This window comes from Sphingobacterium thalpophilum, assembly GCF_901482695.1.
Taxonomy (GTDB): Bacteria; Bacteroidota; Bacteroidia; order Sphingobacteriales; family Sphingobacteriaceae; genus Sphingobacterium; species Sphingobacterium thalpophilum.
Genome location: NZ_LR590484.1, coordinates 1,177,477 through 1,191,020, shown reverse-complemented (window position 1 = coordinate 1,191,020; position 13,544 = coordinate 1,177,477). Strand labels below are relative to the sequence as shown.

General features: G+C 41.8%; 8 protein-coding genes. 5 read left to right on the top strand and 3 right to left on the bottom strand.

Going from position 1 to position 13,544, the window contains the following annotated elements; genetic code table 11:
* The first annotated feature begins 171 nt into the window (after positions 1 to 171).
* The 3 genes from FGL37_RS05215 (at position 172) to FGL37_RS05205 (ending at position 4,165) form a co-directional block, all read left to right on the top strand.
* A complete protein-coding gene (locus FGL37_RS05215; protein ID WP_028070687.1) occupies positions 172 to 927 on the top strand; it encodes an SDR family NAD(P)-dependent oxidoreductase in 756 nt (251 codons plus the stop codon).
* Complete coding sequence (locus tag FGL37_RS05210) at positions 909 to 2,360, top strand: phosphatase PAP2 family protein (RefSeq protein ID WP_028070686.1); 1,452 nt, start codon at positions 909 to 911, stop codon at positions 2,358 to 2,360. Before FGL37_RS05215 ends, FGL37_RS05210 begins: the two co-directional genes overlap by 19 nt.
* A 98-nt stretch (positions 2,361 to 2,458) precedes the next feature.
* Positions 2,459 to 4,165 carry a bifunctional alpha/beta hydrolase/class I SAM-dependent methyltransferase gene (locus FGL37_RS05205; RefSeq protein WP_028070685.1) on the top strand — a complete coding sequence of 569 codons (1,707 nt, stop codon included), beginning with the start codon at positions 2,459 to 2,461 and terminating at the stop codon, positions 4,163 to 4,165.
* 73 nt (positions 4,166 to 4,238) lie between these two features.
* Here FGL37_RS05205 and FGL37_RS05200 read toward each other — a convergent pair whose 3' ends face one another.
* Positions 4,239 to 4,490: a hypothetical protein gene (locus FGL37_RS05200; RefSeq protein ID WP_138096678.1), complete on the bottom strand. Its 252-nt coding sequence runs from the start codon at positions 4,488 to 4,490 to the stop codon at positions 4,239 to 4,241.
* A 165-nt stretch (positions 4,491 to 4,655) separates the two neighbouring features.
* Between FGL37_RS05200 and FGL37_RS05195 the strand changes: the two genes are divergently transcribed.
* A complete protein-coding gene (locus tag FGL37_RS05195; protein WP_028070683.1) occupies positions 4,656 to 5,609 on the top strand; it encodes a hypothetical protein in 954 nt (317 codons plus the stop codon).
* A gap of 17 nt (positions 5,610 to 5,626) precedes the next feature.
* Positions 5,627 to 6,847 carry a hypothetical protein gene (locus FGL37_RS05190; RefSeq protein WP_028070682.1) on the top strand — a complete coding sequence of 407 codons (1,221 nt, stop codon included), beginning with the start codon at positions 5,627 to 5,629 and terminating at the stop codon, positions 6,845 to 6,847.
* 394 nt (positions 6,848 to 7,241) lie between these two features.
* Here the strand turns inward: FGL37_RS05190 and FGL37_RS05185 are convergent, their stop codons facing one another.
* Together FGL37_RS05185 and FGL37_RS05180 are read right to left on the bottom strand one after the other, a co-directional pair.
* Complete coding sequence (locus FGL37_RS05185; RefSeq protein ID WP_028070681.1) at positions 7,242 to 12,086, bottom strand: DNA repair ATPase; 4,845 nt, start codon at positions 12,084 to 12,086, stop codon at positions 7,242 to 7,244.
* 14 nt (positions 12,087 to 12,100) lie between these two features.
* Complete coding sequence (locus FGL37_RS05180; RefSeq protein WP_081817915.1) at positions 12,101 to 13,534, bottom strand: serine hydrolase domain-containing protein; 1,434 nt, start codon at positions 13,532 to 13,534, stop codon at positions 12,101 to 12,103.
* Positions 13,535 to 13,544 lie beyond the last annotated feature (10 nt).

Below are 13,544 nucleotides of genomic sequence, written 5' to 3'. Positions count from 1 at the left end.
GTCCAAATAAAGATCATACGAGATGTACATAAATTATAAAGTTCAGGAAACTTTGGAAATGTTTATTGTTCAATACGGGACTGTTGGAGAATTTAATTGAAAGAAATCGAAGGCTTATTTATTTGACAAAATAGCCCGAACAGTGGGTGATATTAGCACTATTTTTTAAACATGAAGGTATTTATCGCAGGCGGAACAAGTGGAATAGGTTTGGCACTAGCACAAAGCTACCTGCAACAGGGAGCTGAAGTTGCGGTATGTGGTCGGGACCTGTCAAAGCTATCTGATCAGCTAGCATGGAATGCGCTCGTCAAGTTTGAAGTGGATGTATGTGATCGGGATGCTTTGGCTGCTGCCGTTCATTCCTTCTGTCATCATTGGACATTGGATCTTTTTATCAATTGTACAGGAAGCTACGCCGATGATGTAGCACAACGCATCAGTTATGAGGAGGCAGGTACAATGCTCTGCGTCAATATACAGGGAACTATCAATTGTTTTGAAGTTGCCAGCGAAGTCATGCTTGGACAATCAAAGGGGCAGATAGTAACCATAGCATCCGTCTCGGGAACTTTAGACTTTCCCAATTCAAGTTTGTACAGCAAAACAAAGCGGGCAGCAATCCAAGTGGCTGATGCTTATCGGCGGGCATTGCTTCCGTATGGAATTGCCGTGACAGTCATCGCACCCGGGTATGTGGATACAACCAAGCTCCGTGAACTTAATCAGCAGGATCTCTCCAAAAAGCCCTTTCTGATCAGTGTGGAAGATGCTGCGCAACGCATCTTAAAAGCCATACAGCGAAAGGAAGAAATCGTGATTTTTCCGAAGCGTATGAAATGGCTGATGGGATTTTTGGGTTTGCTCCCGCATGTATTATTAAGTAAAATCATGTTTAGGAAAGCCAAATGGATGAAAAACGATTAAAAAAGGTAAATAGCCAGCTTTTTGTTGCCATCTATTGCCTGTTACTTTTTCAGCTTACCTATCCCTTGACAGCAGTCTATGCCGGCAGCTTAGCTGCGGTACCCTCCTTTGTATTCGATTTTGAGCAGCATATTCCGTTCATTCCATGGATGATCCTGCCCTATATGAGCAGTGGACTGTTTTTTTTCCTTGTGCCTTTTTACTGTGGGCAGAAGAAGGAACTTCTGTGCTATGCAAGGCGATTTACATTTGTCACCCTGATTGCTGCAATATGTTTTCTCCTTTTTCCGCTGCGGTTTTCTTTTGACCGACCACAGGTCGAAAATCCTTTATTTACCATGTTCTTTTTCTTCCTAGAGAAATATGATTCGCCTTTTAATCAGGCACCCTCCCTGCATGTCGCTTATGCCTGTCTTTTTTGGTCTGTACTGCGCTGGAAGTTCAACGGATGGAAGAAAATAATTTTGGGCACCTGGCTCCTGATGATGGGATTAGGAACATTGACCGTATATCAGCACCAAGTAATCGACCTATTGACAGCTTGTATACTGGTTCAGTTCAGTTTTATCCTCTTTCCGAATGCCATTGAACAGGAACATAATCTACGGCAGGAATCCGGACAAGGAGGGCGTTCAGGTTATGAGAGGACATGTGGTGAAGGTAATAGTGAAGGTGTGAACTTAAATAGTGACGGCGAGCGGTTTGAAAGACGTATTTCGCTGACGAGAAATCAACAGCTAGCAAATAGCTATTACCTCGCAGGGTGGATATTCATGTTGCTTGTCCTACTATGTGAAGGACGTTTATTGTTATTGATTCTGTTTGTCTGGATAGCCTTACTCTGCTTCGCCGTTGGTTACAATTACTTGCGCGGTAATACAGGATTTTTGAAGGATCATCGGGGCCGAATACCAATGGTAAAGAAAGTATTTTACGCTCCTTATCAATTAGCGTACTGGCTGATTTGGCGTTTTTTTAGAAAGAAAAATAATCCGCCGCTAATGGAGTTACTGCCCCGCTGTTACGTGGGGCCAAGGTTGAACGCTTCGGAACTCGTAGCCTTGGGACTGGAACGCAATCTGGTTGTTTTTGACCTCGCAGCTGAGCTGGAGGACATAAAACTCTTAGGGGCCATGGAAAAGTATTATTCTTTTCCTTTGCTGGATATTGCGGAGATCAATGTGCATGATGCCCACGTGATCTTAGGCGCCATGCTATCTGCTTACCGGAACTTGGATGAGCATGAAAATATGGTCATTCATTGTACAATGGGCTATAGTAGAAGTATGCTATTTGCTATTCTGATGACGCGGGAATTATTATCTTTAGATTTAAATAAAGCTATTGATCAGGTGAAGTCGATCAATAGGTATGTGGTATTGCGGGGGTATGCGATCCAGTTGATGAAAGTTATAGTCGCTGGCCGATCCTGATCAAAAAAGAGTGGCTTGGTCTTTGTTTTTAAGAGCCACAGCTCAATAGATACGGAAATTACATACGCCATTGTATAGATGGAATAAATTATAAAAAGATGAAATCAAGTTATTTTAAGAGTTTCGATCAAGCGGAACTGCTATATCGTGTTTGGAATTATCAAAAGGGACAAAAGGCTTTAGTTGTATTGCACCGTGGGCATGAACATTCAGAACGGCTGCAGGAGATGGCTACCGATCCACAGTTTGCCGATTATTCCATCTTTGCATTTGATCTGCGAGGACATGGTCATACCAAGGTGCCCGTATCACCGAAATTCATGGATAATGTGCGCGATCTGGACTGTTTTGTGTCCTATATCCGCACCGAATATGCAGTTGAGACAAAGGATGTTTTTGTCATCGCCAATAGTATTGCTGGGGTCATTGTGAGTGCTTGGGTGCATGATTTTGCACCTCCTATCGCAGGTATGGCCTTATTGGCCCCTGCCTTTGAGATTAAACTGTATGTACCACTGGCCAACCAGATGATTGCGCTTGGAACTAAGCTGAAAAAGGATCTTGTTATCCAAAGCTATGTCAAGGCGAAGGTCCTGACCCATGATGTAGAGCAACAACAGGCTTATGATGCTGATCCCCTAATCTCAAAATCCATTAATGGCGCTTTATTGGTCGACCTATTGAAAGCCGGAGAGCGTATTGTCGATGATGCGGCCGCAATCGATATCCCCGTGATTGTGCTATCCGCCGAAAAGGACTATGTGGTTAAAAACTCGGTGCAAAAGCAATTCTTCGTATCCATCGCTTCCAAGCTAAAGACATTTATTACCCTGCGCAATTTTTATCATGGTATCCTGTTTGAATCCAACAGACAGAAAGTCTATACCTATTTAAAAGATTTTATGACGAAAGCCTATGCTAGACAAAGGCCCGAAAAGGGACTGGAGCCCGACGAATTTTCCGTAAAAGAATATGAAAAATTGTACCATAAGGTGATGCCTACGGCTGAAAAACTAAACTATGCTTTACAGAAATGGACTTTAGGCAAGATCGGATCATTGAGTCATGGTATGAACCTGGGGCTTCAGTTTGGTTTTGATTCAGGAATTTCATTGGATTACGTTTATCGCAATGAGCCGAAGGGCAGATTGGGGTTAGGCAAAATCATCGACAAGGGGTACTTGGAAGCGATCGGCTGGAAAGGAATCCGTATACGTAAACAGCATCTGTTACGTCTATTGGAGGAGAATATTGCGCAGGTCAAGTCAACAGGCCGGCCTGTGAAAATCTTGGATATCGCTGGCGGCACTGGAAATTATTTATTTGACATCAAGGAAAAATATCCGGAAGTGGAGATCGTGATCAACGAGTTTATGTTGCCCAATATTGCAGTGGGTGAGAAAATCATCAAGAAGAAAGGTCTTCAGGGAATACGTTTCACTAATTACGACTGTTTTGATCCGGAGACTTACAGCAAACTGGAATTTGAACCTAATATTGTGGTGATCTCGGGTATTTTCGAATTATTTGGCAACAATGAAATGGCGAGTAGGGCGGTACATGGCGCGACTTCCATTTGTGAGGAAAATAGCCATCTGGTCTATACCGGACAGCCATGGCATCCACAATTGAAAATGATCGCCTATGTGTTGAACAGTCATCAGAAAAAGGACTGGGTCATGCGTCGACGTTCGCAGAAAGAACTGGATCGGATTATGGCTTACAATGGAGTGATCAAGGAGCGGATGCTTATTGACGATTATGGAATATTTACCGTTTCTTCGGGAGCTGTGAAGACCGGATAATCGTATTTCCGGACATCACAATATTGATTTCTCAAAATCCTTATATTTTCCCGAAGTCTGAGAGGCAAAATATCTATAAAGCAATTATTCTGAAATTTAATTTTCCTACATTGAATTGCCCCATACTTTCTTCTACACTTTTTTCAATATGCTTTGGAATACGAATTTCCTTAGATTCGAAAGGCTCCTTTAAAGCTTTAAAAATTGCTTTGACCGTTTCGGGTTGTACCTGAGATTCGGTATATGTGGTAGAAGCTCCCATAATGATGATATTGACTTTAACAAAGCTGCCAAAATTATTGGTCCCTTCTTTTCTGTTTATCATACAATTATAAAATAATTTATCTAAAAATTTTATAATTGTATAGATTATCTTTACTTTTGTTTTGAAATATCGATTTCTGCAGACGTCGGGCTTCATGGCGCAAACCAGTTTAGTAATGTTTCAAACAAGTGATAAAATTATAAACCAATATAAATTTTTAAGATTATGAATAACATACATGGTAATCAAATAATCTACGGTAGCAAATCCGAAACTAACCAAGCTACCACCACAAACCATATTTATCTCCATCCTGGAGAGCGGAGTGGTGAATTTGAACGCTGGATGCGTGAGATCGGCGGTTTGCTCCAGATCGATCGGGAGTACTCTTCGCTGAAACCACTGTTGGATTTAATCGTTGCCGTATTGGAACCCAGACGAATGTTTCTAATACCGCATCCTGCCATTGAAAAGTATGATGTCAAAGCCTGTGTGGAAATTATTTTGGTACTCGAAGGCTGGAAACATGATTTACATAGGAAAGAGCCGATGGTAAGGAGTGTTCTTGAACTTGCATGTTTGAAACAGCGTACCGTTGTATTTAATATGTTTTCAGAGGAGTGGGAAGAAGGATTTGAAGATGAGCATTTTTATTATATGGCTCATTGTCGACCTGAATTTTTAGTGTTTTCTGGCAGTCCGTATCGTTTGGTAGGAGCAGACGACCTGTCGGTGAAGAATTCCCAAAAAAGTTTTTCATGGAAATTCGATAACCGGATTAAAGATACGGAACAGATGCTGAGAATATGTAAAACACTATTATGTGAGGAAGGAGTTATTCCCGATCTAGCTTATGCCCTAATATCATCATGTTTAAAACAGATATACCACTTGGTGATAGGCACATTTTTGTTGGATGTTCCGGCTTTAAGCAAATCGTGCAGGGAACTTGAAGAAATGGCAACGAGGGTGCTTCCACAATTAAGGGGGCAGATCAAAAAAGATATTGATGCTTATATAAATTGGAGTGCAGCTGACTTTGAAGATTTGGATGAAGATACTTTGCGTATGAAACGTTACATTCCCGATATGGTTGAGCTTGAACGTTTATTTGAAATTGCTAAGATAGCCTTTGAGCAGAAGATGGTCGTATTATTTAATTCTAATGAAGTAGTATAATAGAGGTTAAAATAATTATGGAGACAAAATATCATATTAAATATCCTGAAGAAGGGGATCATATCATTGAATGCCAGCAAGAAGAATTAAAAAGATTTTTTGAAAAAAATAAGCTGTGGGAACTGAAACAAGATCTGAATGAAATGACAAGGGATATACTGAGTTATGAACAAACGGAGAAAGATTATTCTAAACTCATCAAGCGACTCAAATTCTTAGTGAATTACGGATGGGACTTGGTTTTTCAAGACCATAAATATCAGATCCGGTTTGAACAGGAATCAGTTACTTATGCCAAAAACCCCTTTTATTTGAAGAAGTCAGCACAATCGGCTGAGTTTAGGCAACGTAATTCTGGATTGAGTGGGTTTTATGGAGATATTACCAGTTTGACCTTAAAGGAAGCCAGCGATATTTATGCCGTGCTGAACAAATTTTATAACGAAATATCCGTCGTCAGCTGGCTAAAATTATTGGATGATTGGTTATATGCCTCTGAACAAGAAGGCGGTTTATGGGAATTCGTTCAAAGCGATGAAAATCCAATTAAGACGCAACGGTTTTTGTTAAATCTCCTGGAGTCATTGTATCTGTTTAGTAGGCCTGATTTTTTATCGAGTGTTGTAGAATATCCGACAATATATCTGTTTAATAGTCGTACTTCTTATAAAGATATGGACTTGGATATTGACGCTGTGGATCAATATAATCCGTATTTCTGGTTGGAACATGTTTTCAGCAGTAAAAGCTTGGACGATTATATCGCGGACTTAAATTATTTATATAAATCTAGAGAAGAAGATAGCAATGATTCGCGTTCGAACCGAGATATATTCCAAATGGGGCGTGAGATTAGAATACTTATTGAGACTGTATGGATAAATATTCAATGTAATATTTTGCCTTATGATTTTACGAGGGCAATTGACGGAGAAGTAATGGAAAAAGACGAAATCAATCGAAGAATTACCGAGCTTCTTAAGGCAATATCTCCTGATCGCCCAGTTGAATTGCAGGATCTGATCGGTTCGATATTTGAGCGCGAGTGGAAGGTTCGGTCCTATAGACAAATAATCGATGATCTGGTGGAACATAGAATATGCAATAGACTAGCTGGTTGGTATTACATCCATTGCAAAATAGAGGAGATGGAACTATTGGTTCAAATTTGCTATTTGATGCTTCTTGAAATTAGAAAGCAGAAAATCGAAGGAAAATTACGCTGGTCGCAATTATAAGTGTTTTTTGCTTAATAAATTTATGAATCATTCCAATATAGATAATTGTATGGCCGAATGTCGAATATAGATTTGCTGTTCATTACGTAAGGAATTGCTTGAATTGATATGCTGTTAATCGTTGTTCCCTAGACTTCCTTAAAATATTTTATTCAACAGCCCATACTCATCTTGTTTTTGTTTGATTATGCTCTCAATGGGTAAAAACTCAAAAACAGGATATTGCTGCGTTGGAATCAGAGTTTGCGATAACCTTCCTATTCCGCAATTTCCGTCGATAAACGGATGTATGAATTCAATGATGTTAAAAAATTTTGATAGTAATCGTATCAATCACACTGCTATGCCAGCTGAACAGACCTGAAAAAGTCAGCTGGGATAGCAGTAGAAAATCTTAATTCTTATACTCCCGAATTGCCTGAATAATACCTTCCAGATTTTCATTGAAGTCCAGTAGCTGACCGAATACTTTATCGTCTTTGGCCAGTCCACCGTGTTTATTGTTCTTGCGGAAGATTTCTTTGATGATTTCCCAACGTTCCAGTTCAATAGGGTTTAGCAGCCCAGCCAATTCCTTTAACTTTAGGAGATTACTTTCAGTATCCGCTGTCAGTGTCTGCGACTCGCTTTCATAGTGGGCGAGCAGGAGCTGATCTATTTCCCGGTCATTCATCATCGGTACTACCTGTGCCACCAGCTTACTCATATTGCGGTACGAACCCTGCAGTTTGAACGGCGGTTCGGTACGGTAATTGTCCTGCATAGCCGCGCTCTGGATATAATTTTGATTGACCTTGATGACAACATTTCTTATTTTCAAGACATGTTTGACTACGGCCACAAAATCATCTATATCCTGCTTCAGGTAATTGCCTTCTAAATCGGGTAACTGCTCCATGACCGATTGAGCATAGTTAATTAAAGCATAGAAATCATTGAACGATTTACTAGCGATCTTCTCCAGATAGCTGTTTTCAATGGCGGCATTTTCAATTAGGCTGAGGTTGAAAAGTGCTTCGGTGTCTCCGATAACGTCGCCCAAATTATAGACATCGGCACGGTTGGCTAGCATGTCTGGTATCTGAAATTTGGAGCCGCTCTCGGTGTAAGGGTTTCCGGCCATCACAATGCAAAAACGCTTGCCGCGGAGGTCATACGTTTTGCTTTCACCTTCGAAAATACCATCAATTTTACGCTGTCCATCAGCAAGTGATATAAATTTTTGCAGAAACTCTGGATTTAAGTGCTGTATATCGTCGAGATAAAGCATGACGTTGTCTGCCATTTCAAAAGCGAGGTTGATCTTCTTCAGTTCTTCGCGCTCTCCCGAGGTTTTCGCTTCAACGGGATCTATTGAGGTGATGGAATGGCCGATGGTCGGACCATTGATCTTGACAAAATGTAGGCCCATGGTTTTAGCAAGATATTCCATCAAAGTCGTCTTCCCATAGCCGGGAGGGGAAATCAGCAACAGCATGCCCATGCGGGCGGTACGTTTGTTGTCACCGGCAGCGCCTAGTTGTTTGGCAAGGTTGTTTCCGATCAGTGGAAAGTAAACTTCGTTGATAAGTTTGTTGCGAACAAAAGATGTGAGCACCTTAGGCTCAAATTCTCCGATTTTCAGTTCCTTTGTATAAGTCCGTACAAGCTGTTCCTTCAGCGCGGCAAAAGCCATAAATCGGGATACATTAAAATTGGCAAAGTGAGTAAGCCGGTTAAGAAACTCATGATATTGAATCGCCTGCTCGCCATTGTGCAAGACTGGGTGATTGCCCTTTAATCCCGTGATGTGCGCGTAGTCTTTGGCAATAATGAGCTGCGTATCTTCCTTAGGATAGAGTAAAGTTATTGCTGCTTCTTCAATGTACCTGCGCGAAGACATGTATTCTTCATGCTCATCAATGAACGAATTCAACCAATTTAAGGCGAGATAAAAACGGTCTGTAAGACTGAACTGCTCATTTTGAATGTCGGCCTCGAACAGTTTATAGCTTTTTCTGCTCTCAAGCAGGCGGATAAATGCTTTTGTCAGCTCATCGGACTGTTCACTGATGACAAACTTATTGTAGTTCGTCAACGTCTGGAAGATATAGGTGGCCAAGTCCTGTATGTTGATGTCCGACAGATCTAAATGTGTGTCCCAGTCGTTGATCAGTTTGACGAGCCCCTCAATGACAGATTCATACCTGTTTGAATTCGGAAACGTTTTTAGGATGGTATATGTTGAATGGATCAGTGCCTTTTGTTTTAAGCGCTGTTCTTCCGGTAAAGTATGCCAAAAAAGCTGGGCCATACTGCGGAGATGCGGATCGTACCGCAGCTGGTCAAGTTTAATATCCAGCTGTTTGATGGTGTCATAAATTAAGAGAGCATCTGCATTATGCACTCCTTTTACATAACCTTCTGAATAATGCTGTTCGACCGTTTGATTGATGAATAGCGCCGCATCAAAGTCCAGCTTTCCCTTTGACGCCAAGAATGTTTTATAAGCGAGATATTCTGCCCGATAGACCCCTTTGCTTTCAGACAGCAATTCCTGGTCCCAGATATCTTTGAAATTGTTGATCTCTGAATTGTTGACTTTTTGATAGAAACTAGTTCCGGTCAGATGAAAGTATAACTCATCGTTTTTGCGGAGCAGGGTTAAGCTGAGTGACTGGTTATTGACCGAAAATTTATGCTTGCCCAAGGCAATGATATTTTTGCCGTCAACAAACAAATCGTTCTTGTCGCGTAGTATGCGCAGGGCATCCTCCTGAGATTTTTTAAGCTGATTTTCCAGATTTTCGGCTTTCGACACATCTTGTAAGTCTTTGAGTTCCTGTACGAGCTGCCGGACTTTGTCTATCATCAGATCTGAAGCATAAAAGCTGAGGATCTCCTCCCGGGTAGCGAAAGTTCTGGATTTATTTTCAATGTTTTTCAGTACACGGAGCCCGATTTGTTCAAGAGCTGAAGTCCGTTTGTTGATCTGTTCTACAATCTGTTCCCTGCGTGAATTGAATGCTTTGATGACTTCATCACGCTTGTCGGCAATTTTTAGTGCGAAATCATCAAATTCTGAAAACCTACTTTCAAGTTCTTCGAGCTGCACAATTACTTTGGTATAGTATTCGTCCACTTTTTCGGTACTGGTCGACAGCTCAAGAAAATTGGCGACAGACTGTTCCAATAAAGTCAGCTGTGCAGAAAACTCAGCTATGGCCTCTGTACTTCTTAAGGAATTAAGTTTACGTGTTAGCTGCGCACGTACTTCATTCAACGACGAGAAAATCATGGATATTTTTTCGATGATTTTGGTGGTCTGTGTAGAATCATCGATTTTCAGACTGTTGAGGATATCGATTAGTAGCTCAAGTTCACTGGATATCGTTGCATTGGCTTCCTCAATGGTTTTGGCATCAAACACTTTTGTGATCGCTTCCACATGCTCTTTTTGCTCTTTCACCTTCTGTTCATAAGGACGCAGGGCCTCATCGCGGAGGAGAAAGGCAATCGTTTTGTCGGCCAGTGCAGAGGTAATGCCGTGCAACTTGTCCAATAAATTATCTATGCGTTCGACATTGATGTACTTAACATTCTTGAGGTCTATGATTTCGCCCTGAAGGCGGCGGGAGTCTGCCAGCTGATGCACCAGCTGATCAAGTTTTTCCACAACAGTACTGTTGATTGAAAAAGTCAGCTCTTCCATTTTCTTCTCGGCACTTGAGTTCAACTCCTCTGCATGTTTGCGCTGTGCCTGCACTTTGACAAACTCATCAATGGCTGTATTGGCGACTTCTTTGATTTGTTCCAGTGGCTGCCCAAGGTTTGAAAGAGCATCCTCTTTGATCCAGAAGTAGGAATCAAGGAGAACAGTGGATTTCTTGAGAATATCTTCATAGAGCCCTTCGTAGCTATCCTCCTTGTTGATGAGCTGGATAACTTCCTGGGCTTCGGCCATGGCTTGCACGATCTGTTTGTTGCCTACCCTGTAGACAGGATCGTCTTTCTTTTGTTCATTTTCTTTCAGCATGGCCATGTATGGCGTTTCCCAGATCTGAACTTGATGATGCCTTGTTGCTTCAGCTTCGGTACGGAAGTAGATCAGACTTCCATTTTTGAATAAGGTAAAGCCATTACAGATAATAGGCGTTTCCACCGCCTGCTGGATGATGTTGTAAGATAACAGAATATACGTGTTGGTATCCTCCTGGCAAAAGATGTAAAGAAAGTCTTCACCGTTGGGCGAGGCGATCCGTCTGAGGAATGTGACGTGCTCAAACTGGGCATCAAATACTTTGTGCGTGCCGTTTTGCAGATAATAGCCATTGGAAAAAATAATTCCCTGATTATCGGGCAGCAATATCGCTGACTCATTCAGTGACTTAAGGTTAACGACCTCCTTGGTCCGCTGGTTATAAACAAATGCTCTGAAATCTTCCTGATAAGGTTTGATACGCACTCCGATGAGATTGCCAAGATCGGCGTAATAATAATCGGCATCGTCCAATTGTTGATCGGCGTTGACAACTTTCTCTGAATAGATCCCCTTGCCGGTATCGGTATTGTTTTCGATCTTAAAAGTGATATCCCCGTTGATGGCTTCGATAAAGATTTTGTCCATGATCGAGATATGGGGATATTTGCCAAGCCGGCGATCTTCGAGTGTCGTTTTTGTCCAGTCAAACTCAAACTGATTGGGCAACTTGACCTCGTGTATGCTGCGATCGTCCTGATATTGTAGTTTCCCATCCTTGATCAGCCATTTGAATGCCTTGAGATCAGCCGCATTTTTGCTGGTCTGGAAGATCATGTACAAATAGTTTTCCGTTCGGCGAAACCTGGAAAAAATAGAGTCCCGGTAATATTTATAAAGATTTTGATAGTCTGCGATGAAACTTGCGTCGTTGATGAGATCAAGCGGTTGCGGCACAAACTGATTATTCTCAAAGCTATAAATGCTGAAGACGTCTTCTAGCTTAATTTCGGTGCGTAAACCGAAGTGAACGTTATAACCAAATATGCATAGTTTGTCCAGTGCTAAAATACCGCGTGCGACACAGTTGTTTTCCGTGCTGATGCGCTGGTTGGCTTTGAGGATAAAGCTTGTGGAATTAAAGACTTCTTTACGGGCCTCATTCAGTTGCAGGAGCCGCGCCGATAGCTCCTCTTTCTGTGTAAGTAGGCGCTTTCGGATAATCTCATATGCTCCCTGATCAAGGGAATCGGCCTGCTGTATTACGTTTTCTTCTGGCATAAGGTGGTTCTGACTTATTTAACTTTGTTGAATTTTAGCTCCTGTCCATTTTGGTACAGCGTCAGAGCTGTAACTTGGTCATTGTCCTTGCTGAATTTAAGTTCGGCCTGCACGACGGTATAAAATAGTTCCAGGTCATTTTTAGGATACACCTGAACGGTAGATTGGCCAGATAACTGCGCAAATAGATTACCTTGCTCATCGGCTGTGATTTTAAATTTCAGTTGGGGCTGCTGCGCAAATTCGTAAGTCCCCAGGAGCTGCTTTATTTGAAAGTCCATCAGGGTGGTTGCCCCATTAAGCGGTTCGCGTTCTATTTTTGGCACGTTTTTGTGCTGGAAGCAGGCATTGACCCCTGTCGTGAGCGGATAAACATCAATGGTGTTCCATTTATTCAGCAGCGCGATAAAATAACGTTGGTTTTTAAAATCCCGAACGAGAATGCTTTTGTAGCCAGGATATCCGCCGGTGTGGAAGTGCATCTTATTTGCATTGTCGGTACTGTCGGTAAATAGCCAGCCAAACCCGTAGTATAAACCTCCCATTTTAATCGGCTTTCCGCTGTTGAGCGTATCGATAGAAATGGCTTTCAGAAAGTTATCGCGCTTTAAAAGCACATTGTTTTGAATGGCCTGATTCCATTTAAACAGGTCCTGTGCGGTACTGCTAATACCATACGGTCCAGTGATACTGTCAAAATAGCTGACATATCCGAAGCCGGCCATGTTGTCAACCAATTTAAAACTTTTAGTTTTAGCGTCGTAGGCCATTCCTTTTGCATAGTTTTTCAGGTCTGCTTTGTGCGAACGTGCAGAGAATACGGACGTGCTTTTCATTCCTGCCGGTTTAAATATATGCTGGTGCATATAGTCTGCAAAGGGCTGTCCCGAGACTTTTTCGACGATCAGAGACAGGAGGACATAATTTGTGTTTGAATAAGCATATTGATCGCCCGGTTTAAACGCGGTGCTGTCAATTTTGGCCTCAATGACCTTAAGAATATCCTGGTTTGTATTTATCTTCTTTGTATCGATCCACTTTGGATCCCAGCCCAAAAACTCGGGTATTCCAGCAGTATGGCGCAATAGGTTTTTAATCCGTACATCTTTAAATTTCAATTGCGGGAAGTACCGGGTGATATCATCTTCATACGAAAGTTTGCCCAGCTCTTCCAGCTGCATAATGGCCATGGCTGTAAACTGTTTGCTTACCGAAGCCAGTTCAAAGCGGCTATGGCTAGTTATCTTTTCCGTTTTTGCTGGGTTTTCGAAGCCTGTATAATGTTCGTACACAATTTTACCGCTGTCTACTACGAGAAATGCGCCGCTTAATTCGCCATCCTTGTCGAGCGACTGAAACAATGAATCTAACCGCTGCTGCACAGTCTGTGCGTGAGTAACGCAAACCTGCATAACTAGCAGGGCATAAAGAATCGAAATTCGAATCATGGTGGAACTG